The organism is Ruegeria sp. YTSA135 (assembly GCF_059610165.1).
Genome location: NZ_JBXWNC010000002.1, coordinates 26,434 through 49,609 on the forward strand (window position 1 = coordinate 26,434; position 23,176 = coordinate 49,609).

Genomic DNA, 23,176 nt, shown 5'->3' on the forward strand with positions numbered 1-23,176 from the left:
TTTCTGCGTCTTGTCTCAGATCATACAGGCACTCACTTTGACATGTGTCAAAAGCGCATCGCACAGACACCTTTTGTCACATCTGGCTGGCTTGCCTTCTGATCCAGCCGACAAACGCCTTAACTGCTGGGCGCAAAGGCGCATCTGCAGTGACGATATGGTATCCACGCCGGCTGGGCTCGTGAAAAAGTTCAACAACCCGCCCGGCCTTGATATCGGCCTCGACAAAATGTCGCGCCGTGACAGTCACTCCCTGACCGGCGCGTAAGGCTTCAAGCATCAGATTGCCCGGCAGCGCGATGCGACCCGCACGAGGACCATGTTCGACACCCTGTTGTGCCAGCCAGGTGGTGGCTTCGGTCGTTCCAAGTTCCTCAAGCCAGGGCAGTTGGCTCAACTCGTCCGGCGTCATTGACGTGCGCCCCTTCAGCAATGCGGGTGCAGCGACGATGACCATTGGACTTTGCAACAGTAGTTCCGAATTCAAACCCGGCCAATCGCCCTCTCCATACCGAATTGCAACATCAACGCCACCCGGGCGCAGGCTGACAAGCGCGGGTGTAGGATCCAGCGCCAACGGAACATCGGGATATTCTGACTGAAACGCCGGAAGACGTGGCATCAGCCACGACGCGGCAAAAGACGGGGTGAGCGAAACGTGAACCGGTCGATCTAGGGTTATATGCAAAAGATCGGCCACTGCATCCGAGATGGCACCAAACCCAAGATGCAGGGCACGGGCCAATTTCTCGCCATCGGCGGTCACCGTCATAGACTTTCCGCTTCGGTCCAACAGGGCGGCACCAAGGTGTTTTTCCAACGCGCGCAATTGTTGACTGATGGCAGCGTGGCTGACATTTAACAATGCCCCCGCCTGCACCACATTTCCCGTTTCCGCAAAAGCATGGAAGGCCTTCAGCGACGCAAGCGGCGGCATCTTCATCCAATCCATATGTAAGCTCCCGTTACATGATCGAATGGCAATTGAGTCGCATTTTCTGACCGAAGGATCAATCCTGAAGGTATTCGAAACCATGATCAGGAGAGATCGGATGCTATCGATCCTTGCGAACTCGTTCAGAATTGCCACCCGAACGGATGGGCATAATCCACCCCAGAGCCGAAAAGAAAAACCCAGGGATCATTTTTGGAAAAAGACAAAGCGCGTCACATTTTCCCGTTTCACGTAACGAGGCTTCTAACGCTGTTCCGAACAGGCTATTAGTGCATGTGGCACCGGCTGTTCAGGAAACGCGCGAACAGATAGAACAGCCGGTACCTTGGCCTTCGGGCGGCGAACCGTCCGAAGGTTTTCTTTTACCGTTACTGGCCGCCACCCAACTGGTGTACATAGGCAGTGACCGCGCGGATTTGCGCGTCGGTCAAGCGGTTTTCCCACGGAGGCATGACGCCAAAGCGGCTATACGTGACCGTTTCGGTCAGTGCCTCTTCGCTGCCACCATATAGCCAGATCGCGTCGGTCAGGTTCGGTGCGCCCTGGAAAACGTCGCCCTTACCATCTTCGCCGTGGCAGGCCGAACAATTGTCTTCAAAAACAACCTGACCCGCCTGCGCCGCTGCGTCATCAGTTTGCGCATTGGACAATGACATCACGTACTGAACAACCTGGGTGATCTCTTCATTTTCGAGGATCTCGCCAAAAGCCGGCATTTCGGAATAGCGCGCGTCGTCGCTTTCCTCGTTCCGGATACCATAGGCGATTGTATACTCGATATCTTCCAGCGTACCGCCCCACAGCCATGCGTCGTCCAGCAGGTTCGGGAACCCTGTGGCACCTTGGGCACCCGAGCCGTGGCATTGTGCGCACCAGGTGCGGAATACCGCACTACCCGCGTTTACTGCGTATTGCTGCAATTCGGGATCGGCCGAGATTTCCTCGAGCGGGGTCTCGACCAGCCGCACGTTCCACGGCGCGTTGGCTTCCTGGAAGGCCACCAGTTCTTCCTGGACTTCCGCACGAGACGACCAGCCGGTTACACCAGCCGTTGCGGACTGAACCAATGGCCACGCGGGATACATGATCGTGTAGATCACACCCCAAATAATGGTGGCGTAGAAGGTCCATAGCCACCAACGGGGCATCGGGTTGTCAAACTCTTCGATACCGTCCCAGGTATGACCAGTGGTGTTAGGGTCACCCGGCTGTTTTTCAGCTTTCTTGCTCATTTCCTCGCCTCCTTGGACTCGGCGGGTTTGTCGCCCTCTTGGGGCGTGGCTTTATCTTGATCCTGCTGCGAAGCAGGCGCGTCTGCATGACGAAACGGAATATTGGCCGTGTCCTTGTATTCCTTGCTGGCACCGGGGCGAAAAACCCAGATGACGATGCCAACAAAGAAGACAAACAAAACAAGCAACATCCAGCTGTCCGCGAATTGACGTAGAAGGGTGTATTCTTCCATCACACCCCCCTGTCAGCGGTTCGCGTCCGGGGTGAAGGTCGAGAAGTCAACCAGCGTGCCCAGCATTTGCAGATAGGCGATCAACGCGTCGGCTTCGGTCAGGTCTGACTGACCGTCGAAGTTTCGCACGTTGACGTTTTCGCCATAGCGCTCAAGCAGACCATCGTAGTCACTGTCGGGATCAGCCTGAGCGCGCAGGTCAGCCACAGCATTTTCCAGCATCTCGTCGGAATAAGGCGTTCCGACCATCGCATTTGCTGCCATGACGTCACCGATATACCTGTCCTCCAGCTTTCGCGTTTCGAGGAAACCGTATTTCGGCATAACCGATTCCGGGACAACAGACTGCGCATCCCGCAGGTGCCGCACATGCCAATCGTCAGAGTAACGGCCGCCAACTCGGGCCAGGTCAGGCCCGGTACGCTTGGACCCCCACTGGAACGGATGGTCATACATCGACTCAGCCGCCAGCGAGTAGTGGCCATAACGCTCAACCTCGTCCCGCATAGGGCGGATCATCTGGCTATGGCAGACATAGCAGCCTTCGCGCAGATAGATTTCACGGCCCGCCATTTCCAAAGGCGTGTAGGGGCGCATGCCCTCCACTTCTTCGATGGTGTTCTCAAGGTAGAACAGCGGGGTGATCTGCACGATACCACCGATGGTCACGACCAGAAAGCTGAAGATCAGCAGGAGGGTCGCGTTGGTCTCGAGGATCTTGTGTTTGTCGAGAATTGCCATTGCTCCGGCCCTCCTTATTCAGCCGGGACCGCGACGGTCAGGCTGGCCTCTTTGGCCGGCGCTTTCCGCACAGTCATCCACAGGTTGTAGCACATGATCAGCGATCCAGCGACGAACAGGACGCCACCCAGAGCACGCACCACGTACATCGGGAACTTGGCAGCCACGGTGTCGGCGAACGAGTTCACAAGGAAACCGTTGGCATCCACTTCACGCCACATCAGGCCTTCCATGATACCGGTGACCCACATCGACGCGGCGTAAAGCACGATGCCGATAGTGGCGAGCCAGAAGTGCCAGCTGACCATTTGCAGCGAATACAGACGCTCACGCTTCCACAGAACAGGCACGAGGAAGTACAGCGCACCAAAGGTGATCATACCGTTCCAGCCCAGCGCACCCGAATGCACGTGCCCAATGGTCCAGTCGGTATAGTGGGACAGGCTGTTCACCGCACGGATCGACATCATCGGACCTTCGAAGGTGGACATGCCGTAGAAGCCGACCGAGATCACCATCATCCGGATCACGGGGTCGGTGCGCAGCTTGTCCCAAGCGCCCGACAAGGTCATCAGACCATTGATCATACCACCCCAGGACGGCATCCACAGCACGATCGAGAACACCATGCCAAGTGTCGAGGCCCAGTCGGGCAGCGCGGTATAGTGCAAATGGTGCGGACCAGCCCAGATATACAGGAAGATCAGCGCCCAAAAGTGGATGATCGACAGCTTGTATGAGAAAACCGGACGCTCGGCCTGTTTCGGGATGAAGTAATACATCATGCCCAGAAAGCCCGCGGTCAGGAAGAAGCCAACGGCGTTGTGCCCATACCACCACTGGATCATGGCATCCTGTACGCCCGACCAGACGATGACCGACTTGGAACCCCAGATGCTGACCGGGATGGTCATATTGTTGACCAGATGCAGCATGGCGACGGTGACAATGAACGCTAGATAGAACCAGTTTGCCACATAGATGTGGGGTTCTTTCCGCTTGATGATCGTACCGAGATATACGGCCAGATAGGCGACCCAGACAACGGTAAGCCAAAGGTCAACATACCATTCAGGCTCGGCATATTCCTTGGACTGAGTACCGCCCAGAACATAACCCGTTGCCGCCAATACGATGAACAACTGGTAACCCCAGAATACGAACCACGCCAGGTTTCCACCCCACAGCCGCGCCGCGCTTGTACGTTGCACCACGTAAAACGAGGTTGCGATCAGAGCGTTGCCGCCAAAGGCAAAGATCACTGCCGAGGTGTGCAGCGGGCGCAGGCGGCCAAAATTTAGGTAGCCCTGCGCCCATTCAAAGTTCAAAACAGGAAAGGCCAACTGAAACGCAATGAAGGTCCCTGCAAGGAACCCGACCACGCCCCAGAATGCGGTTGCGATCACGCCATAACGGACCACGTCATCCATATACTCACCCGAGCGGTCTACGAGAATACCCGGCTCATCGGTGTTTCGAAGCGTCCAGATGAACAAACCACCGGCGATCAACATCACCAGAATTGCATGCACCTGATACGCCAAATCGCGTGCGTAGTTGGATCCGATCGCGGCAAAAATCACGACCAGACCAAGCACGATCAGCTTGATGTAATTTGACATATTGCGTCCCTTTGCCATGCCCCGCGTGGTTCATTATGTGTCGCAGGAGCTTTTTGACTAGCTGTTGTTTTGTCCGACAGGCGTCGGAGCTGCTTTGATCTGTGTCAAGACAGTACTCTGATTTCTATGACAATCGTAGACCAGCGGCTGAGGCATCGGGCCGCAGCAAGACACGCGTTAAAGGCACGAGGTCAAAATGGCGTACAAATCTCTTCTCACAGTCATGACAGACGCAAAGCAAAGCGGATCGGCACTGGCGCAGATGGTGGCCTTGGCAGGCGCACAGGATGCGCATGCCGAAGCTCTGTGTCTGGGTGTCGACCGCAGCCAGACGGGGTACTACTACGCTGGGGCAAACGCTTTGATTTTGCAGGAAACGCTTAGCCGCGCAAGCGCCGAGGCTGAGGAAATACTAACCTACGCAAAGGAGTATCTGGGCAAGACCGGGGCCCGCTGGTCCGCCGAAAGCGGCGTTGCTCAGATTGCGGATATCGGTCGCCACGTGGCGCATCGCGCACGATTCTCAGACCTTGTCATATTGCCGCAACCCTATGGTGAAGACCGTGGCGCCGAGGCCGAATCCATTATCGAAGCCGCAATGTTCGAAGGGCACGCACCTGTGCTGGTCACTCCGGATGACGTGGCCCCGTTTGAACGCCCCGGAACCATCCTGCTTGGCTGGAACGAAAGCGTCGAGGCGATGCGGGCCATCCGTCGCGCTTTGCCTTTCCTGATCCAGGCTGACCTGGTGCGCATAGTGGTAATCGACCCGCCGCGTCACGGTCCTGACCGGTCGGACCCGGGCGGAATGCTGTCACAGATGCTGGCCCGCCACGGCGTTAAATGCGAGATCGACGTACTGAGCAAGACTATGGCCCGTGTGTCAGACATCCTGAACCGGCATGCGACAGACACCGAGGCGGACATGATCGTAATGGGTGCCTATGGGCATTCGCGCTTTCGCGAAGCCATTCTGGGCGGCGCAACACGAAACATGCTGGAACAATCCCCGGTGCCGGTTTTCTTGGCCCACTAGTTCAGTCAGCGTAAAACCGTCACGAAGTGGGCGGTTTTACTTCTTCACCAGCCCGATCAAAAAAAGCAAAATGATCGCCCCTATGGTGGCAAAAAATATGGATGAAAAAACCCCACCGCCGACTGCGAAGCCCAGCGCGGGGAAAATCAGCCCGGCCAGAAAAGCGCCAACTACACCAACGATAATGTTGCCGATCAGGCCGAACCCTCGGCCTTCCATGATCTTGCCTGACAGCCAACCGGCGACTGCACCGACGACAAGCATCGCCAATATGCTTGTGAATTGCATGACCTGCTCCTGAGGTGGTCTTCACTCAACCCCAGTTAAGCATTTCGGGCGGCCCCAGTCACGCCCCAACCGCCTTAGACCAGGAACCCGCCGTCCGAGTCATCGCCAGCCTCTTCCATCAGACGTCCCATATCTGGGATCGTGACGTGCCGTTTACCTTGCAGCGAAATAACCTGATCTTTTTTCAGGGCCGATATCTGGCGGCTGACCGTTTCCAGTGTCAGGCCAAGATAATCCGCCATGGCTTCGCGCGTAAGCGGCAAGTCAAACACGATTGGGCCGGAGTTGCCTTTTTTGCTGATAGACGCATCGCGACGCGCGATGATCGACAGCAGGCTAGCGATTTTCTCACGTGCGGTCTTGCGGCCCAGCACCAACATCCATTCGCGGGCTGCATCCAGCTCGTCCAATGTCATCTGCAACAAGCGATGCGCGATATGCGGCGTCGTGCCCATCAGTTCTTCAAAGGGTTTTTTGCGAAAGCAGCACATGACCAAGTCGGTTGTCGCCTGCACGTCATATGGCGCGATTTCGCGCCCCGGTCTCCCGACGAAATCACTCGGCAGCAATAGACCCACCATCTGAGTGCGCCCGTCTTCCATCGTCTGCGTCAAAGAGGCGATTCCAGAAACGACAGAGCCCACGAAATTCATTTGGTCGCCTGACCAGATGATCGTCTGGCCGGCCTCGAAGCTTCGATAATATTTTATTTCTTCAAGCTCTTCCAACTCATCCGCGTCGCAATGCGCGCACACTGCACGATGCCGGATGGGGCAGTCCTGACAATTCGTATGGTCGATCTTAAATATCGGTGTCATGAACGTTTCCACTTGATCTCTGTCAAAGCACGCAGGCGAGCCACCCCCTAAGCGTATCGCCATGATAGTGAAACCACAATTGGCAAAGCTTGGACTATTTGACGCGAAAGTCCCGCGTTATACAAGCTATCCCACCGCACCCCACTTCAACAATGACGTGGGGTCAGGTCTTTTTGGCGACTGGATTTCCGGGATCAAACCGGGAAGCGAGGTATCGCTGTATATCCATATCCCGTTTTGCCGCAGGTTATGCTGGTTCTGCGCCTGCCGGACGCAGGGAACCCAGACGGACAACCCGGTAATTGCCTATGTGGACGTGCTTAAGGCCGAACTTGATCTATTGGCCGCTCGCCTGCCAGAGGGCGCAGCGCTGTCGCGGCTGCATTGGGGCGGCGGCACACCGACCCTTCTGAACCCCGATTTGATGCGCGATCTTGCGACGCGTATCCTTGACGTGGTGCCGCTGGGACCGAATGCCGAGTTCTCTGTCGAAATTGATCCGAACGAGATCGACGAATCCCGCCTAGATGTGTTGGCCGAGGTCGGCATGAACCGGGCCTCTATCGGGGTGCAGGACTTCGACGATAAGATACAACAGACCATCGGCCGCATCCAAAGCTATGACACCACGCGCAAGGCTGTTGACATGATCCGCGCCCGTGGGATCACCAGCCTGAACGCAGATATCTTGTACGGCTTGCCGCATCAGACCAAGGCGCGCATGACAGAAAGCGTGCAGAAGCTGTTATCCCTCACCCCCGACCGGGTTGCGTTGTACGGGTATGCGCATGTGCCATGGATGGCAAAACGACAGCAATTGATTCCGTCAGATGCCCTGCCTACACCCGAACAGCGGCTGGACCTGTTCGACACCGCCCGCCGTCTGTTTATGTGGGACAACTATGTCGAGATCGGAATCGACCATTTTGCCACGCAGGATGATGGCCTGACCCATGCACTTAAGGCGGGGCGGCTGAAAAGGAACTTCCAAGGCTATACCGACGATCGTTCCGAGGTTCTGATCGGCGTCGGGGCCAGTTCAATCTCACGCTTTCCGCAGGGCTATGCGCAGAACGCACCTGCGACATCGGTACACACGAAGGCTATCCGCGAAGGACGGTTCTCGACCTCGCGCGGGCACGTATTCAAAGGGCAAGACATCCTGCGCGCCCGGTTGATCGAGGCATTGATGTGCGACTTCCAGATCAACAGCGGCGAGATTCTTCGCGACCACGACATTACCGAGACCGAGTTGCAGGACATGTACCAGAAGGCCAACGCAGCCTTTGACGGGCTGCTGCGGATCACCGAGGACGGGTTGTTCATCCCGCCCGAGGCGCGCCCGCTGACCCGTATGATCGCCCGCAGCTTTGACTCTTACGATCTCAGCAAAGCTGGTCACAGCTCAGCCATTTGACCCGACAGTATGTCAGGGCTTGACGCGGTGGGTCCGTTATCCGCACACTTGCAGTGTGGGCGGACCCCGCCCGCGGCTGAGGCAGGCCGAGTAACAGACAAAGCGCCAGTGCATCCGTGCATGGCTATCCCTTTCGTGCAGTCGAACTGCAATTTGAAAGAGGGACAGCACTCATGCGCGTTTTCACCGTCCTCGGCCCCAGCCAATCGGGCAAAACAACCCTGGTCGAGGCCATCAGCCGCCTAGATGACCGACCCACCACATTCGACGTATCCGGAACCGTGCATTTGCACGGTTTTTCTTACTTGGGAGAGCCCTGGTGTGCCGTTGACGTGGATGGCGGCGGCGACAATCTGGCTTATGTCGGACCGGCCATGGCGATTTCAGACGCGGCCGTGGTTGTTGTTCCGCCCGATCCAAACGCCGCAGTCCTGTGCGCTCCATACCTGCGTCTGGTTGAAGAGGCAGGCATCCCCTGCTTTCTGTTCATCAACCGAATGGACAACCCCAATGGGCGAATCCGTGACATCATCGCGGCCTTGCAAACCTACTGTTCGCATCACATTGCCCTGCGGCAAGTTCCGATCCGCGAAGGTGACGCGATCATCGGTGCGGTCGATCTTATATCTGAACGGGCATGGAAATATCAGGAAGGGCAACCCTCGGCCCTGATTGAGCTTCCGCAATCGGTTGAAGACCGCGAACAGGAGGCCCGCACCGAGTTGCTGGAGACCCTGTCGGATTTCGACGACCACCTGTTAGAGCAATTGATCGAAGACAAGCGGCCCCCCAGCGCCGAAGTCTATGACCTGGCCGCGCAGGTCTTGCAAAACCAGCAACTGATCCCTGCCTGTTTGGGCGCGGCCAGCCACGGAAATGGCTTGACCCGGCTCATGAAAGCGCTGCGGCACGAAGCCCCGGAATTCGACATAGCGGCCGGGCGCGACGAGGCCGCCGAAAACGCCCGTGCAATCGCCGGGTTCGCAGACGTAAAAAAGCATATCGGCAAGATCGTCGTCCTGCGCGGACTGGGTGAGGGTGTGAAAGCGCATGAAAGCCTTGGGGGCGAGACCGTCGGCAACCTGACCACTCTGGATGCCAAAACGCAGATCGCCGAACTGCCCGCCGGGCAAATCGGTCTGGCGGTCAAGTCTGATCACCTGAACCCTGGTAACCTGTATGACAGCGCATCTTCGACCCCGCTGCCGGAGTGGGCTGCCTCGCACCCTGTCGCGCATCGGCAAATCGTGTCACCAGCGCATGAACGCGATGACGTGCGCCTGTCCAACGCGCTGACACGTCTGGCCGAGATCGACCCAGGACTTCATTTGGCGCAGGATGAACTGAGCGGACACGCCATATTGGGATCCCAAGGACCGCAGCATATGCGCCGCGTCACCGCGAAGCTGGCCGAGGATTTCGGAATTGAGATACTGGCCGATCCGGTCGAAACCGCCTATCGCGAAACCATCCGTGCGCCTGTTGAACACCGCCACCGCCACCGCAAGCAATCCGGCGGCGCGGGGCAGTTTGCCGACGTGGTGATTTCGGTCGCGCCGATGCCACGCGGATCGGGGTTTCAGTTCGAAGAAATCGTCAAGGGCGGCGCTGTGCCTAAGAATTACATCCCGTCGGTCGAACACGGCGCCAAAGACGCGCTGGCGCAAGGTCCAGAAGGCTTTCCCGTGGTCGACGTGAAGGTGACACTCAGCGACGGTAAACATCACAATGTGGACAGCTCAGACTATGCCTTCCGTACTGCTGGCAAGAACGCCGTACGCGAAGCCTTACCGCAAGCCAAACCCGTGGTTTTGCAACCGATTCTGAGCGCCGAAATCCACCTGCCTTCGGATTTTGTCGGGGATCTCGTTCCAACGATCAGTTCGCTGCAAGGACAGGTGCTGGGATTTGAGGGCAACCCCAACGCTTCAGGCTGGGAGATATTTAATGCCCAACTGCCTGCTGTGGCCGAGGATGAGCTTCACCGGACCCTCGCCAGCGCCACACGCGGCACCGGCTGGGTCAAGCTGAGCTTTGATCACTATGAAGAGCTGCGCGGGCCAGTGCCAAAAGCCGCAACGCGTGAAAGCGCCAATGCCTGACCGGATGGCGCGGGCTGGGTTCAGCCCGCCGCCGCGATCAGTTCGCGGGTGTAATCTGTCTGGGCGTTTTCAAACAGATCCTCCGCCGCGCCCATTTCGATGACGTCGCCATTACGCATGACGATCACCTTGTGCGACATGGCCCGCACAACCTTCAGATCGTGGCTGATGAATAGATAGGCTAGACCGTACTTCCGTTGCAGATCGCGCAGCAGATCAACAATCTGAACTTGTACCGTCATATCCAGTGCGCTGGTCGGTTCATCCAGAACCAACAGCTTGGGCCGCAATACCATGGCGCGTGCGATAGCGATACGCTGACGCTGCCCGCCCGAGAACTCATGCGGATAGCGGTCCATCGCCGCCGGGTCCAGGCCAACCTCGGTCATCACCTCGGCCACCAATTCACGCGGGGCGCGATGAGGATCGACATTGTGGATTGCCAGCCCCTCGGCAATGATCTGCTGGCACGTCATACGCGGGCTGAGGCTGCCGAACGGGTCCTGAAACACGATCTGCATATCCTTGCGCAATCGGCGCAGTTCCCGTGTGGACCAGCGACGCACGTTTTGATCGCGGAAGGTGATACCGCCCTCAGACGCGATCAGCCGCATGATCGCCAGCGCCAGAGTTGTCTTGCCAGAGCCGCTTTCCCCAACAATACCCAGCGTCTCGCCCGCCCGCACGCTTAGCGTGGCATCATTTACCGCTTTGACGTAACCGACAGTCCGTTTCAAAAACCCACGCTGGATCGGAAACCAGACCTTGAGGTTTTCTGTTCGGGCGATCTCTTCCGCGTTCGATGCCACGGGATCGGGATGACCTGAGGGTTCGGCACCCAGCAGTTTGCGAGTGTAAGGGTGCTGCGGGTTGTTGAAAATCTCAGCCGTCGCGCCGGTTTCGACAATCTCGCCATCTTTCATCACGCAAACCCGGTCCGCGATACGCCGCACGATACCCAGGTCGTGCGTGATGAACAGCATCCCCATGTTTTCGGATTTTTGAAGCTCGGCCAGCAGGTTCAGGATTTGCGCCTGAATCGTCACGTCCAGCGCGGTGGTGGGTTCATCAGCGATCAGAATATCAGGCTTATTGGCCAGCGCCATGGCAATCATCACACGCTGCCGTTGCCCGCCCGAAAGCTGATGCGGATAGCTGTCCAAACGCTCCCGAGGGTCACGGATGCCGACCTTGGTCAGCAGCTCGACGATTCTTTCGCGTGCCGCGTCACCGGTAAGACCCTGGTGCAGGGCCAGCGACTCGGCCATCTGCTTTTGGATCGTGTGCAGCGGGTTGAGCGAGGTCATTGGTTCTTGGAAGATAAAGCTGATATCGTTGCCGCGCACTTCCATCAGCTTGTCTTCGGACGCGCCGATCATCTCGTGGCCGTCATATGTGGCCGAGCCTTCGACGATGGCGCTGTCACCCAAAAGGGAAACCGTCGACAGGGCTGTAACCGATTTACCCGACCCGGATTCCCCCACAAGGGCAACCGTCTCACCCCGGTCGACAGTAAACGAAACACCTTTCACCGCCGCGCTTACCTGCCCATCCTGCCGAAACGAGACGTTGAGGTTTTTGACATCCAACAGGCTCATGAAAAGGTCTTTCTCGGATCAAACGCATCGCGGACACCTTCGAAGATGAAGACCAGTAGCGACAGCATGATGGCAAAGGTGAAAAATGCCGTGAAGGCCAGCCAGGGCGCTTGCAGGTTCTGTTTTGCCTGCAAAGTCAGTTCGCCCAACGACGGGGCCGAGGACGGTAGACCAAAACCCAGAAAGTCCAGCGAGGCGAGACCCCCGATGGTGCCCGTCACGATGAAGGGCATGAAAGTCAGCGTTGCAACCATCGCGTTGGGCAGCATGTGGCGGAACATGATGGTCATATTCCCAACGCCCAGCGCCCGCGCAGCACGGACATATTCAAGATTGCGGGCGCGTAGGAACTCGGCCCTGACAACACTCACCAGCCCGGTCCAACTGAACAGGATCAACAAGGCCACCAACAGCCAGAAACTTCGCCCCAAAATGGCAAACATAATGATGATGACGTAGAGCGAAGGCGTGGCCGACCAGATTTCAATGATGCGTTGGAACACCAGATCAAGCCAACCGCCGAAAAAGCCCTGAATGGCCCCGGCGAATATACCAATCAGGCTGGCGACACCTGTGACCATCAGCGTGAACAGGATCGACAGGCGGAAGCCATAGATCACCCGCGCCAGAACATCACGCTTTGTATCATCCGTCCCAAGCAGGTTTTGTCCGTTGGGCGGCAATGGTGCCGCGCCCGGACGGTCCACACTGGTGTTGAAGGAATACGGGATCAGTGGCCATATGGCCCAGCCGCGTTCAAACCCTTCGGCTTGGAACGTACCGGCCTTGATCTCATCAATAATGCCTTCGGGGTCGTCGAAACATTCCTCAAGACCACCGCTGTCGATCAGGCACTGCACTTCGGGGTCGCGATAGATCGCTTCGGTCTGGAAATCGCCACCGAATTCAGTTTCCGCGTAGAAATTGAATATAGGCGTGTAAAACTCACCCCGGTATTTAACCAGGATTGGTTTGTCGTTTGCGATGAACTCGGCAAAGAGCGACAGGCCAAACAGAACTGAAAAGATGATCAGCGACCAAAACGCCCTGCCATTGCGGCGGAAGTTGCGCCAACGGCGCTGGTTGAGCGGGGAAAGTGTCATCTACCCCTCCCGTTTTTCGAAATCGATGCGAGGATCGACCAGCACGTACATCAGGTCGCTAATGATGCCGACGACAAGGCTCATCAGGCCAAAGATGAACAGAGTGCCAAAGATCACCGGATAGTCCCGCGCGACCGCGGCCTCAAAGCCCAAACGACCCAGGCCGTCGAGCGAAAAGATGGTCTCGATTATGATCGACCCGCTAAAGAACACCCCGATGAACACGGCCGGGAACCCGGCAATCACGATCAGCATGGCGTTGCGAAAGACATGGCCATACAGAACCTTGCTTTCGCTTAAGCCTTTAGCGCGGGCCGTCATGACATATTGTTTTTTGACTTCATCCAAAAACGAGTTCTTGGTCAGCAGCGTCAGCGTTGCAAAGGCCGAAATCGTCAAGGCAATCACCGGCAGGGTGATGTGCCAGAAGTAATCGACGATCTTGCCAAACAGGCTGAGGCTGTCCCAATCGTCCGAGGTCAGTCCGCGCAGAGGGAAGATTTGATAGTACGACCCACCGGCAAACAGCACCAGCAACAGGATCGCAAACAAGAAACCCGGGATCGCGTAAGCCACGATGATTGTTCCGCTGGTCCATGTGTCGAACCTCGACCCGTCCCTGACCGCCTTGCGGATACCCAGCGGGATCGACACCAGATAGGCGATCAGCGTCGACCACAGACCAAGCGAAATTGACACCGGCATCTTTTCGAGCACCAGATCAATCACGCTGATCGAGCGGAAATAGCTCTCACCAAAATCCAGCGTCAGGTAATTGCCCATCATATCCAGGAACCGCTCGACCGGAGGCTTGTCGAACCCGAATTCCCTTTCAAGTTCTTCGATGAACTCTGGCGGCAGTCCACGCGCACCGACATAACGATCGTTCGCACCACCGGTTTGTTGTTCGATATCACTGCCGCCGCCCGCGATACCTTCAAACACGTCACCGCCCCCTTCCATCTGGGCGATGATCTGTTCAATCGGACCGCCGGGGACGAATTGAACCAGCGTGAAGTTGACGATCATGATCCCCAGCAGGGTTGGAATGACCAGCAACAGACGTCTTAGAATATATGCTCCCATGGGGGCGGATTACCTCAACGCGCCCGAGGATTTCAACTCGGCTTCTTTGTCGGCGTTGATCCACCACAGGTCTTCGACCCCCAAAGCATAAGGCGGCAGGTTTTCGGGGTATTCATACATGTCCCAATAAGCGACCCAATATTTACCCAGATACCAGGTTGGCACCATGATGCGCTTGGCCCGCAACACACGGTCCAGGGCGCGGACATTGGCGTACAACTCTTCGCTTTCGGTTGCAGCCACGATATTGTCGATCAACGGTTCAATATCCGGGCCATGCGCACCTGACGGGTTGAAAACGGAATACGAGGCCGCCTCGGTCCCGAATTGCTGATAAAGTCCAGTCGAAGGTTGCAGCGATGTTGGATATCCGCCAACGATCATGTCAAAGTCCCGGTCACGACGACGCAGCGTGAACTGGGCGTTGTCCACACGGTTATAGACCGCATCAATCCCCATGGCGCGCAGATTGTCGACAAATGGCTGGATAATCCGGTCCAACGTGGGCTGATCCGACAGAAACTCAATGGACAGAACCTTGCCCTCGGAATTCCGACGAATGCCGTCGCCGCCGACAACCCAACCGGCCTCATCCAGCAGAGCCATGGCCGTGCGCAGGTTACGGCGGTCGTTCTGGCGCGCGGGTCTGGAGGCATGAGCCATCACCGGTTCTTCAGTCAAAACATCCGGGTCCACCGCATCGCCAAGGCTTTGCAGTACTTCAAGCTCGCGTCCTTCAGGTAGTCCGTTTGCCTCAAGATGCGTGCCTTCCCAGAATGAATGGCGTTGCTGAAACAGCCCGTATTGCAGGCTTTCATTGGTCCATTCGAAGTTATAGGCAAGCTGAACCGCTTCACGCACACGTGGATTCTGAAATTGAGGACGGTCCAAGTTCATGATGAACCCGGAGGCCGTGGGGACGTTGCCGTCCTCAAGCTCGACACGAATGACGGACCCGTTCGTAATTGCAGGAAAATCATACGCGGTTGCCCAGCTTTTCGAGTTATTTTCCTGCCGCAGGGTGAAAGTGCCCGCCTTGAACCCCTCCATCGCGGCAATCGAGTCGCTGAAATACTCGATACGGATCGTGTCATAATTGTTGCGGCCGACATTCACGTTGATGTCGTCACCCCAATAGTCCGGGTTCCGCTTGTAAACGATGCGGCGGTTGATGTCGTAGCTGTCCAGCAGATATGGGGCCGATCCGATCCCCGGCTCGAGCCGCGACTTGTCCAAGCGCCGATTTTCCGGATCCGCTTCGAACCACGCTTTTGAAAACACCGGCGTGCCACCCACCTGCGAGATCAGTGCCCGGCGTGGAATATCCGGGGCAAAATAGAATTTGACCCGGTGATCGTCCAACGCCTCGGCGCGGGGGATACGCTTGCGAACCGCATCTGCATATGACTTAAGCCCCTGATCCAGCAGCAGGTTATGAGAAAAAACCACGTCGTCGGCGGTGACCGGCGTACCGTCAGAAAACCGCGCCTCAGGGCGCATGTTGAAAATGACCCATTCCTGGCTTTCGGGATATTCCAGGCTTTCGGCCAACAGCCCGTAGTAAGACGCCGGCTCGTCATATGACGGGACCAGCAGGGATTCGTACTGATCAGCCGACCGCGCACCAGCACGGCCTTGCCGCGTGAACGGGTTGAAACTGTCGAATGTGCCCTGCGCGGCATAGGACAGCTCGCCTCCCTTCGGAGCGTCAGGGTTCACATAATCGAAATGCGCAAAGCCTTCGGGGTATTTCAGATCACCGAATTCCGAAAATCCGTGGCTTTTTATGATCTTCTCTTCCGCAAGCAGCGGAACGGTCATTAGAAGAAGAATCCAGAACCCGACCACCAACGCATATGTCCAGCGACTGAAATCCAATGCACGTGCCTGAACAGAAATTCTGTTGGATTTCATGTTGCTCATCCCCTGCTTCACCTGTTTCAATAACTTATGCTCGCCAGCTAAATGACCAGCGCTGTCAGGTTCAAGTTTAGATTGCGTGAACACTTTGTGAAGATGTTATGAGGCAAAAATAAAGCCGCTGCACAGGGCAACGGCTTTGAATTTGTTCATCCTGATCACCGGATCAGTTGCCGATCGTCTGCAAATAGGCAATCAGATCGGCGCGGTCCTGAGGTTTTTTCAGGCCAGCAAAGCTCATGGATGTGCCCGAGATGTAAGAGCTTGGACGCTCCAGGAAAGCATCCAGTGCTTCAGGCGTCCAGTTGCCACCGTGTGCCTGCATCGCAGCCGAATAGCCGGTGAACCCTTTCGCAGATGCCACAGGACGGTCCACAACCGCGTACAGATATGGGCCTGTGCCATTCGCGCCATCTTCCAGCTTGTGGCAGGCAGTACATTTACGGAATACCTTTGCGCCTTTTTCCGGATCAGCGGCGGCCAGCAGGTCTTCGAAAACGACTTCTTCGGCATCGGCGCTTTCGCCTGCGCTTTCGGTTTCGATGATGTAAGAGGCCGTCTCACCATGGCCGTCCGCATGGTAAAGCACTTCGGCTGCCCATTTTGAAAGAAGCAGGACCAGGAAGGTGCCAAAAAGGCCTGCTGCGGCCTTGGTAACTGTCATCGTGTCGAACATTGATCGCTTGTCCATTTCAGCTGTCTTTGGGGTGTCTAAGGCTTCCCCTTGCAAGAGGCAAGGTATAGACACCGCGACTAAACGCCCAACCCTAAAACTTTTTGCACGGAATCGACCACATGACCAAACGCATTGCATTTCAGGGAGAACCCGGCGCCTACAGCCACGAGGCCTGCCGCAACGCGCGCCCCGATATGGAGGCCCTGCCCTGTCGCACGTTCGAAGATGTGATCGAATCAGTGCGGACGGGCAAGGCGGACCTTGCCATGCTGCCGGTCGAAAACACCACCTACGGGCGGGTGGCCGACATTCACCGTTTGCTGCCGCATAGCGGGCTTCACATTATCGATGAGGCGTTCGTCCGCGTGCATATCAATCTGCTGGCAGTGCCCGGAGCGACCTTGGCTGACATCACCGAGGCACACTCGCATCTGGTATTGCTACCGCAATGCGCGGGTTTTCTTAAAGAACACAACATACACGGCCGCGTCAGCCCCGATAACGCCCGTGCCGCGCGTGAGGTCTCGGAACAGGGAGACCTGCATTCGGCGGCGCTGGCCAGCGAACTGGCGGGCGAAATCTATGGGTTGAACGTATTGGCCCGTCACATCGAAGACGAAGACAACAACACCACCCGTTTTCTGATCATGTCACGGGAAACGGACCTATCCCGGCGTGGGCCACATGGCATGATCACCAGCTTTGTCTTTCAGGTGCGCAACATCCCCGCCGCATTGTATAAAGCGCTGGGTGGGTTTGCCACCAACGGCATCAACATGACCAAGCTGGAAAGCTACATGGTCGATGGCTCATTCACCGCGACACAGTTTTACGCAGATATCGTAGGCCACCCCGATGACCAAAACGTGCAATTGGCGATGGAAGAACTGGAGCATTTCACCACCAATGTCGAAGTACTGGGTGTATATCCCGCAGCGCAACCGCGCGGCTGACCCGCGCGACGGGTCACTTCAGTGAATATTTCTTCGACACAGCATCGGTGATCTCGGCTTCCCGTCGCAAAAAAATGCCTACGCTTTCCTGCGCCCTTCCAACTTTGCGGCGCTTACGACCCGTGAAGATGACGCTCTTCCATTTCACGTGCAAATTCGCTGAGCCGCATCTGGAACCGGCGACGAAAGCGGGCTTGCCCCAGTTTCAGCGATTGAAGGAACAGCCGCGCTGGCAAAGACTTGGCAGCCAGCGACATTTCAACGCTCAGACGGGTGCGCCGCTGCGACAGGGCCAGAAATTCGACGAGTGTCATACCCTTCATGCCCTTGCTTGTCGCTTGGAACCGCATCAGCGACGGCGGGTCGCACTCGTCCATTTCAATCGCAATATGACGGGGCTTTCCACGCAGTTTAAACTGCGTCTCCCACCGGGTTCCCGGGACGACACCCATATGCCCTGTCAGACGCCGCACTTCGATCCCGCGGCGCATTGCCATGCGTTCGAACCGCTCGAAATCGGCGACCATTTCGAACACGGCATTGATCGGGGCTTCGATGTCTTCGCGTGCTGTAAACTGCATGGCGGCTCGTGTTTATATCGCTCTTTACTAAGTATTTTGTCAGTCCAGCGTATCCGCAAGCCAGTTTTGCAACAGGAAATGCGCAATGGCCCCTTTTCGCGCAGGCAGCAGCGTCGGATGTTCGCCAGCAAAGACCTGCATCATCTCGGGCTTACTTACCCATATCGCGTCTTCGATTTCCACCGGATCAATGGTGATCTCGCGCGATAGTGCTTCGCCGGCACAACCAAACATCAAAGACGCGGGAAATGGCCACGGCTGGCTGGAGAGGTAGCTGACCGCACCGACCGGCACACCTGCCTCTTCCATCACCTCACGCCGGACTGCCGCCTCAAGCGTTTCGCCGGGCTCGACAAATCCCGCCAGCAGCGAATACATCCCTTCGGGCCATCCCGGCGATCGCCCGATCAGAACCGAATCCCCATGGGTGATCAACATGATGACCACCGGATCGGTGCGCGGGAAATGCTGCGCGCCACAGACCGGGCAACTGCGCTGCCATCCGGCCTGCGCTACCTCGCTCGGCGCACCACACCGCGCGCAGAACCTATGCGTCTCGTGCCAGCCGATAACCGCTTTGGCCGCTGCCGCCAATTCTGCCTCTCGGGCAGACAGCCGGGTCATAATCCGGCGCAGTTCAGCAAAGACATAGCCTTGGGGCAAATCCGGGTGTTGCTGTTCTGACGGATCGACAAAGCCGCCAACCTGCGACATGTCCAGCCCTTCGGGCGACCAGGCCGATATATCCTGTGCAAAGACCGGATCACCGTCGGAAAGACCTAGAAACACCGGCTTTTCAATACTGCCACCCGGTCCATTCTTGACCAAATCGTGATGCATTGGCACGAGGCCCAGACGGTCCAGCGCCTCACCCTGAACCAGCGGCTTGCCACGCCAGAGCAGCAGGCAGCGCGCCTGTGGATGGGCTTGGGCCTGCGCCAGTTTGTCAACATCGACCCTTATTTGCGCCGCGCGATCAAGGCCTGAACTGCCAAACGTCACAAGTTCCGCGTGTTTCATAATAAGTCCTTTGGGTAGTCGGCACGGGGGTGCCACGGCTGACCCCATGTTGCAATGGCAATTCTTGCGCCGGAATACCCCAGGCTGCCGCATGATTGCAGACATGCCTTACAAGTTGCACATATTATACTTTTTGGAGAATATGGCGCACATACAACATCCAGAAGTAGAAGCTTGACTTACTCCCCCCGACCGTCGCACGCGCCGCTGAAGATACGGATTCTTGCAACCTCCGATCTTCACATGAACCTGTGTGGCTTTGACTATTACTCAGACACACCCGACCCGTCGATCGGTTTCACCCGCACGGCACACCTGATCCGTGCTGCCCGGCAAGAAGCCGAGGCGCAAGGTGCCATGGTGCTGCTGTTTGACAACGGGGATTCGCTGCAGGGTACGCCGCTTGGGGAATGGGCAGTGCAACCGGAAAACGCGCCTCATATCCTGATGCGTGCGTTTGGCGATCTTGGTTATGACGCCATTGGGCTGGGCAACCACGACTTCAGTTTCGGCTTGAATACGCTTGACCAAGTGATCGCGGCCTCAAGCTGCCCGGTGATTTGCAGCAATGCGCACCGGCAAGATGCCAGCCCGTCGTGGCAGGAACATACCATCGTCACCAGAACGGGTCTGTACAAGGGTCAGCCAGTTTCGCTGAGAGTCGGTGTTTTTTCAGTTCTTCCGCCACAGACTGCGAAATGGGAAGCGCATAAGCTGGAGAAAATGGTTGTCATGGACGGCATTTTGGCATGCGCCGCAGAAAAGGTCGCGGATCTTAAAAGTCTGGGCTGTGATCTGATCATCGCCCTTGCGCATACAGGTATTGGCCCCACGAAAGGGGACTTCGATCTTGAAAATGCCATCATACCGCTGGCCGCCCTCAATGGGATTGATGCCTTGATCGCAGGACATTCGCACCTGACGCTGCCCGGCAAAACACATGAGGGCTTTACGCATGTCGATGCGAAACGGGGGAAGGTACATGGAAAGCCGGTCGTGATGCCCGGAGCGGCCGGCGCAAATCTTGGGTTGGTTGATCTGGAATTGAAAAGGCTTGAGGGCAGAGAATGGCGCTTGCGGCACAGTCATGTCGAATTGCGGTCGGTATGCCCTTCAAAACCTGGCGCGTCGCCCGCGCCCGTCGCAAATGATCCGGTATTGAGGCAACTCTTCGCCCCCGGTCACTTGGAAACCCGGCGGCGCACAGCACAACATATCGGTAAGACCGATCATCACCTGCACAGCTATTTCAGCTTTTGCGCCCCGGACAGAGGTCTAGTTCTGACGGCAGCTGCACAAGCGGCAGCGGTCAGGCCCTATTTGCAGACGACACCGTTTGCAGGTTTGCCGGTTCTGTCTGCAGCCGCGCCGTCCAAGGTCGGAGGACGCGCCGGTCCGCGATATTTCACTGATATCCCGGCTGGTCAGATCTGTGTGCGCCACGTGAACGATCTATGTATCTTTCCCAATGAATTGCGGGCCGTATTGGTTGACGGAAGACAGGTCACGGATTGGTTGGAAATGTCCGCGAGTGTTTTTAATCGCATTCAACCCGGCCAGCACGCCGATATGATCAACACAAACCGGGCCGGGTACAATTTTGACATTCTGCAGGGTCTGACCTATCAGATCGACCTGTCTCAGCCCGCACGTTTTGACTTGGCAGGCCATCTGATTTCCCCCTCTCACCGACGTATTCGAAACACTTGTTTTAAGGGGCAACCATTGACCGCTGAACAGCGGTTTGTGGTTGCGTCGAACAATCATCGCGCCAATGGCGGCGGCCATTTCCGGTTTATGGAAGCAGCAGAGCGCATAACCCTGCCGCCATTGCTTGTTCAACGCGCTCTGCAGGATTATCTGTCCGAATCTTTGCCGCGCGACCCACTTGAGGGAGCCCCCTACCCCTTTACCTTTGTGCCCGTGCAGGGTGCGACAAGCCTGCTTCGGACAAGCCCAAAAGCGCAAGCTCATATCGCGGAACTGGATAGTTTTAACCCTCAAGTCATCGGAATAGATGATGAAGGCTTTTTGCTTATCCGATTGACGCTCTGACGGGTTGTGTTTCGCAAGAAGTTTGCCTATATCCCTGCGTGAGAGGTTGGCGCGGGCGAGCGCCTCGCCAACCTGGTCAGGTCCGGAAGGAAGCAGCCACAACGAGCCCCGCTTGGGTCGATGTCCAACCTCTCACTTCACCCTCACCAAATTTCTGCATGCGCCTAGCCTAGGCAATCAATCGCGGCCAGACTGCGGCGTTACGACGGGCAAAGGCTCCGATATGTCCTACCTTGGGCAATCCAAGCTCAGCCGGCGACAATACATGCCGGCGCGCGTTGGGTCCGAAAAGACCGGCCAGCCGCCAAACCGCCTTTGGCGGCACTACATCGTCATCGTCGAATGTAAAAAGGTCCACGGGTGTGTCTGGCGGCGCTTCGCGAGCGTCGGGCAAGGTCACCCCGATTTCAGGCAGATAGTTGCGCGGTGCGGTACTCCATCCGCGCCACTGCCAGTACACTGACGCGGGCAAATCTGCCCCGAAACCCAGCGCCTTGCCCGGCAAATAGCCCAGTGTTTTTACGGCCAATGGGGCATGACCGTACCAGAACAGCAAGGCAAGGCCGCGGTATGGCCACGGGTGATCCGACACTGTGACCAACCCGGAACAAACACAAATCATACGATCAATCTGATCCAGATCGGATTGAATCGGCCCCAACATTCCACCGATGGAATGGCCAATGCTCCATTGCTGCGCATTGGGAAACCGCTTTCGCATTTCGGCGCGTGCTGCGGGCATATCTGTCAAAGCCCAATCCGCCATCGTGGCCCGCGCCGCCTTTAGCGGGCCGTTCGGGGCGTGTCTATCGGGAAATATAGCCGAGCCGACAATTGGGTCGTACCTGACGGAATCAGAATATCTTCGGTCAGCACGGCTTGTTCGGTATCCAGCATCCTACCCTCTATCTGAACCAATCAGTTCACCTGATGTATCCGCATGGATTGCCGGGCCAAGTCAATCGGGTTTCAACATGACCCCACGTACCCCCACCAAACCAAGAGGTCGCTTGACTCAAGCCACACTGACCCGCTAGCGATGGGCAGATGGTTCTTGCCCCGGCACTCGGGGCGGGATGAAAAGGGAACACGGTGCGGTCCTGCCCGTGAAATCGGAATGGACCAAGGCCGAGACTGCCCCCGCAACTGTAAGCGGTGAGCAATGCCGAAACGCCACTGGCCGCAAGGTTGGGAAGGTCGGCAACGCGATGACCCGCAAGTCAGGAGACCTGCCATCGAAACAAAATCGAAACTCGGGCGGGGTGCCCGGACTGGTCGTCAGTACGATGACACACCTGATCCATGCCCCGGTCCATGCGCGGAGGGCGCGGTATGATCTGGAAGACAAAGACACACCAATTCTCTGCCACCGTGTGTCAGAAAACCGGCAAAACCTGTCCGGCACTGGCGCAGATGGCGCGCTCGGTCGTGCGGGCGGTTGAGACCGCGGTCCCGGCGACGACCCCTGATTTTGAATTTGCCGGCAACAGTGAGCTTTCCCATTGCCCGCAAGGCTGCGTCGCACGGTTCAGAGCGCAAAAAAACCTTATCCGTATTTACTGCGGGGCCACCGAAGATGCGCCTCTCGAAGTGCTGGAGACATTTGCGGACATGATGTTTGGCCCGGACACGGCCACGCGTCCGGCCGGAATGCTGACCACTCCGCCCTGCGCGATGCTGGAAGTCACGACCCTTGCGACAGACCCTGTCGTTACGATGGACCGGCAAATGGCGCTCTGA

The 23,176-nt window shown here is 57.1% G+C and carries 22 protein-coding genes, 1 other RNA gene and 1 riboswitch; of the genes, 8 read left to right on the plus strand and 15 right to left on the minus strand.

Features of this window, described 5'->3' with window-relative positions; genetic code table 11:
- Positions 1 to 76: 76 nt before the first annotated feature.
- From AC2FIT_RS03105 to ccoN, 5 genes are all read right to left on the minus strand, one after another.
- Positions 77 to 952, minus strand: a complete 876-nt coding sequence (locus AC2FIT_RS03105) for a LysR family transcriptional regulator (RefSeq protein ID WP_496826552.1) — start codon at positions 950 to 952, stop codon at positions 77 to 79.
- 371 nt (positions 953 to 1,323) lie between these two features.
- A complete protein-coding gene (gene ccoP / locus AC2FIT_RS03110; RefSeq protein WP_224890917.1) occupies positions 1,324 to 2,187 on the minus strand; it encodes a cytochrome-c oxidase, cbb3-type subunit III in 864 nt (287 codons plus the stop codon).
- Positions 2,184 to 2,420, minus strand: coding sequence for a CcoQ/FixQ family Cbb3-type cytochrome c oxidase assembly chaperone (locus AC2FIT_RS03115; protein WP_068337253.1), 237 nt, complete (start codon positions 2,418 to 2,420; stop codon positions 2,184 to 2,186). Before AC2FIT_RS03115 ends, ccoP begins: the two co-directional genes overlap by 4 nt.
- Positions 2,421 to 2,432: 12 nt before the next feature.
- A complete protein-coding gene (gene ccoO / locus AC2FIT_RS03120; protein WP_496826555.1) occupies positions 2,433 to 3,161 on the minus strand; it encodes a cytochrome-c oxidase, cbb3-type subunit II in 729 nt (242 codons plus the stop codon).
- Positions 3,162 to 3,175: 14 nt separating this feature from the next.
- Positions 3,176 to 4,783: a cytochrome-c oxidase, cbb3-type subunit I gene (gene ccoN, locus AC2FIT_RS03125; RefSeq protein WP_496826557.1), complete on the minus strand. Its 1,608-nt coding sequence runs from the start codon at positions 4,781 to 4,783 to the stop codon at positions 3,176 to 3,178.
- A 196-nt stretch (positions 4,784 to 4,979) separates the two neighbouring features.
- Here ccoN and AC2FIT_RS03130 point away from each other — a divergent pair, with 196 nt between their 5' ends.
- Positions 4,980 to 5,819, plus strand: coding sequence for a universal stress protein (locus tag AC2FIT_RS03130; protein WP_068337250.1), 840 nt, complete (start codon positions 4,980 to 4,982; stop codon positions 5,817 to 5,819).
- Positions 5,820 to 5,855: 36 nt separating this feature from the next.
- Here the strand turns inward: AC2FIT_RS03130 and AC2FIT_RS03135 are convergent, their stop codons facing one another.
- The gene (locus AC2FIT_RS03135) at positions 5,856 to 6,107 is read right to left on the minus strand and encodes a GlsB/YeaQ/YmgE family stress response membrane protein (protein WP_496826559.1); all 252 of its coding nucleotides are present in this window, start codon (positions 6,105 to 6,107) and stop codon (positions 5,856 to 5,858) included.
- Positions 6,108 to 6,181: 74 nt separating this feature from the next.
- A complete protein-coding gene (gene fnrL, locus AC2FIT_RS03140; RefSeq protein ID WP_496826561.1) occupies positions 6,182 to 6,925 on the minus strand; it encodes a transcriptional regulator FnrL in 744 nt (247 codons plus the stop codon).
- Positions 6,926 to 6,986: 61 nt separating this feature from the next.
- On the opposite strand from fnrL, the gene hemN reads away from it, so the two are divergent.
- Entirely contained in the window at positions 6,987 to 8,342 is a 1,356-nt protein-coding gene (gene hemN, locus AC2FIT_RS03145; RefSeq protein ID WP_496826563.1) for an oxygen-independent coproporphyrinogen III oxidase, read from the plus strand.
- 173 nt (positions 8,343 to 8,515) lie between these two features.
- Positions 8,516 to 10,444 (plus strand): elongation factor G, encoded by a 1,929-nt coding sequence (locus tag AC2FIT_RS03150; protein ID WP_496826565.1) that lies wholly within the window; start codon positions 8,516 to 8,518, stop codon positions 10,442 to 10,444.
- A gap of 20 nt (positions 10,445 to 10,464) precedes the next feature.
- Here AC2FIT_RS03150 and AC2FIT_RS03155 read toward each other — a convergent pair whose 3' ends face one another.
- The 5 genes from AC2FIT_RS03155 to AC2FIT_RS03175 form a co-directional block, all read right to left on the minus strand.
- Entirely contained in the window at positions 10,465 to 12,042 is a 1,578-nt protein-coding gene (locus AC2FIT_RS03155; RefSeq protein WP_224890922.1) for an ABC transporter ATP-binding protein, read from the minus strand.
- Positions 12,039 to 13,145, minus strand: coding sequence for an ABC transporter permease (locus AC2FIT_RS03160; RefSeq protein WP_496826567.1), 1,107 nt, complete (start codon positions 13,143 to 13,145; stop codon positions 12,039 to 12,041). Before AC2FIT_RS03160 ends, AC2FIT_RS03155 begins: the two co-directional genes overlap by 4 nt.
- Positions 13,146 to 14,231 (minus strand): microcin C ABC transporter permease YejB, encoded by a 1,086-nt coding sequence (locus AC2FIT_RS03165; RefSeq protein ID WP_496826569.1) that lies wholly within the window; start codon positions 14,229 to 14,231, stop codon positions 13,146 to 13,148.
- A 9-nt stretch (positions 14,232 to 14,240) separates the two neighbouring features.
- The gene (locus AC2FIT_RS03170) at positions 14,241 to 16,145 is read right to left on the minus strand and encodes an extracellular solute-binding protein (protein WP_496826571.1); all 1,905 of its coding nucleotides are present in this window, start codon (positions 16,143 to 16,145) and stop codon (positions 14,241 to 14,243) included.
- Between the two features lie 172 nt (positions 16,146 to 16,317).
- Entirely contained in the window at positions 16,318 to 16,827 is a 510-nt protein-coding gene (locus tag AC2FIT_RS03175; RefSeq protein WP_496827153.1) for a c-type cytochrome, read from the minus strand.
- Positions 16,828 to 16,946: 119 nt separating this feature from the next.
- On the opposite strand from AC2FIT_RS03175, the gene AC2FIT_RS03180 reads away from it, so the two are divergent.
- Positions 16,947 to 17,780, plus strand: coding sequence for a prephenate dehydratase (locus tag AC2FIT_RS03180; protein ID WP_496826573.1), 834 nt, complete (start codon positions 16,947 to 16,949; stop codon positions 17,778 to 17,780).
- A 113-nt stretch (positions 17,781 to 17,893) separates the two neighbouring features.
- Here AC2FIT_RS03180 and AC2FIT_RS03185 read toward each other — a convergent pair whose 3' ends face one another.
- Together AC2FIT_RS03185 and nudC are read right to left on the minus strand one after the other, a co-directional pair.
- The gene (locus AC2FIT_RS03185) at positions 17,894 to 18,361 is read right to left on the minus strand and encodes an SRPBCC family protein (RefSeq protein ID WP_496826574.1); all 468 of its coding nucleotides are present in this window, start codon (positions 18,359 to 18,361) and stop codon (positions 17,894 to 17,896) included.
- Between the two features lie 39 nt (positions 18,362 to 18,400).
- Positions 18,401 to 19,381, minus strand: a complete 981-nt coding sequence (nudC, locus tag AC2FIT_RS03190; RefSeq protein ID WP_496826576.1) for an NAD(+) diphosphatase — start codon at positions 19,379 to 19,381, stop codon at positions 18,401 to 18,403.
- Positions 19,382 to 19,555: 174 nt separating this feature from the next.
- On the opposite strand from nudC, the gene AC2FIT_RS03195 reads away from it, so the two are divergent.
- Together AC2FIT_RS03195 and ffs are read left to right on the plus strand one after the other, a co-directional pair.
- Positions 19,556 to 21,436 carry a 5'-nucleotidase C-terminal domain-containing protein gene (locus AC2FIT_RS03195; protein WP_496826578.1) on the plus strand — a complete coding sequence of 627 codons (1,881 nt, stop codon included), beginning with the start codon at positions 19,556 to 19,558 and terminating at the stop codon, positions 21,434 to 21,436.
- A gap of 39 nt (positions 21,437 to 21,475) precedes the next feature.
- An RNA gene (gene ffs / locus AC2FIT_RS03200) (signal recognition particle sRNA small type) lies at positions 21,476 to 21,574 on the plus strand.
- A gap of 31 nt (positions 21,575 to 21,605) precedes the next feature.
- On the opposite strand, the gene AC2FIT_RS03205 is transcribed toward ffs, so the two are convergent.
- A complete protein-coding gene (locus AC2FIT_RS03205; protein WP_496826580.1) occupies positions 21,606 to 22,178 on the minus strand; it encodes an alpha/beta hydrolase family protein in 573 nt (190 codons plus the stop codon).
- Positions 22,179 to 22,467: 289 nt separating this feature from the next.
- Positions 22,468 to 22,687, plus strand: a riboswitch (cobalamin riboswitch).
- On the opposite strand from AC2FIT_RS03205, the gene AC2FIT_RS03210 reads away from it, so the two are divergent.
- Both AC2FIT_RS03210 and AC2FIT_RS03215 read left to right on the plus strand, forming a co-directional pair.
- Positions 22,645 to 22,878 (plus strand): hypothetical protein, encoded by a 234-nt coding sequence (locus AC2FIT_RS03210; protein WP_496826582.1) that lies wholly within the window; start codon positions 22,645 to 22,647, stop codon positions 22,876 to 22,878. It overlaps the preceding riboswitch by 43 nt.
- A complete protein-coding gene (locus tag AC2FIT_RS03215; RefSeq protein WP_496826584.1) occupies positions 22,850 to 23,176 on the plus strand; it encodes a hypothetical protein in 327 nt (108 codons plus the stop codon). The genes AC2FIT_RS03210 and AC2FIT_RS03215 overlap by 29 nt, the downstream gene beginning before the upstream one ends.

Excerpts from the sequence above, each read along its gene's own strand:
- AC2FIT_RS03170 (WP_496826571.1), bottom strand. The coding sequence starts at position 16,145 with ATGAAATCCAACAGAATTTCTGTTCAGGCACGTGCATTGGATTTCAGT.
- AC2FIT_RS03105 (WP_496826552.1), bottom strand. The coding sequence starts at position 952 with ATGGATTGGATGAAGATGCCGCCGCTTGCGTCGCTGAAGGCCTTCCAT.
- AC2FIT_RS03180 (WP_496826573.1), top strand. The coding sequence starts at position 16,947 with ATGACCAAACGCATTGCATTTCAGGGAGAACCCGGCGCCTACAGCCAC.
- AC2FIT_RS03150 (WP_496826565.1), top strand. The coding sequence starts at position 8,516 with ATGCGCGTTTTCACCGTCCTCGGCCCCAGCCAATCGGGCAAAACAACC.
- ccoO (WP_496826555.1), bottom strand. The coding sequence starts at position 3,161 with ATGGCAATTCTCGACAAACACAAGATCCTCGAGACCAACGCGACCCTC.
- AC2FIT_RS03210 (WP_496826582.1), top strand. The coding sequence starts at position 22,645 with ATGACCCGCAAGTCAGGAGACCTGCCATCGAAACAAAATCGAAACTCG.
- nudC (WP_496826576.1), bottom strand. The coding sequence starts at position 19,381 with ATGAAACACGCGGAACTTGTGACGTTTGGCAGTTCAGGCCTTGATCGC.
- fnrL (WP_496826561.1), bottom strand. The coding sequence starts at position 6,925 with ATGACACCGATATTTAAGATCGACCATACGAATTGTCAGGACTGCCCC.
- AC2FIT_RS03165 (WP_496826569.1), bottom strand. The coding sequence starts at position 14,231 with ATGGGAGCATATATTCTAAGACGTCTGTTGCTGGTCATTCCAACCCTG.
- AC2FIT_RS03115 (WP_068337253.1), bottom strand. The coding sequence starts at position 2,420 with ATGGAAGAATACACCCTTCTACGTCAATTCGCGGACAGCTGGATGTTG.
- AC2FIT_RS03155 (WP_224890922.1), bottom strand. The coding sequence starts at position 12,042 with ATGAGCCTGTTGGATGTCAAAAACCTCAACGTCTCGTTTCGGCAGGAT.
- AC2FIT_RS03160 (WP_496826567.1), bottom strand. The coding sequence starts at position 13,145 with ATGACACTTTCCCCGCTCAACCAGCGCCGTTGGCGCAACTTCCGCCGC.
- AC2FIT_RS03135 (WP_496826559.1), bottom strand. The coding sequence starts at position 6,107 with ATGCAATTCACAAGCATATTGGCGATGCTTGTCGTCGGTGCAGTCGCC.
- hemN (WP_496826563.1), top strand. The coding sequence starts at position 6,987 with ATGATAGTGAAACCACAATTGGCAAAGCTTGGACTATTTGACGCGAAA.
- ccoN (WP_496826557.1), bottom strand. The coding sequence starts at position 4,783 with ATGTCAAATTACATCAAGCTGATCGTGCTTGGTCTGGTCGTGATTTTT.
- AC2FIT_RS03215 (WP_496826584.1), top strand. The coding sequence starts at position 22,850 with ATGGCGCGCTCGGTCGTGCGGGCGGTTGAGACCGCGGTCCCGGCGACG.
- AC2FIT_RS03130 (WP_068337250.1), top strand. The coding sequence starts at position 4,980 with ATGGCGTACAAATCTCTTCTCACAGTCATGACAGACGCAAAGCAAAGC.
- AC2FIT_RS03185 (WP_496826574.1), bottom strand. The coding sequence starts at position 18,361 with ATGCAGTTTACAGCACGCGAAGACATCGAAGCCCCGATCAATGCCGTG.
- ccoP (WP_224890917.1), bottom strand. The coding sequence starts at position 2,187 with ATGAGCAAGAAAGCTGAAAAACAGCCGGGTGACCCTAACACCACTGGT.
- AC2FIT_RS03175 (WP_496827153.1), bottom strand. The coding sequence starts at position 16,827 with ATGTTCGACACGATGACAGTTACCAAGGCCGCAGCAGGCCTTTTTGGC.
- AC2FIT_RS03205 (WP_496826580.1), bottom strand. The coding sequence starts at position 22,178 with ATGCCCGCAGCACGCGCCGAAATGCGAAAGCGGTTTCCCAATGCGCAG.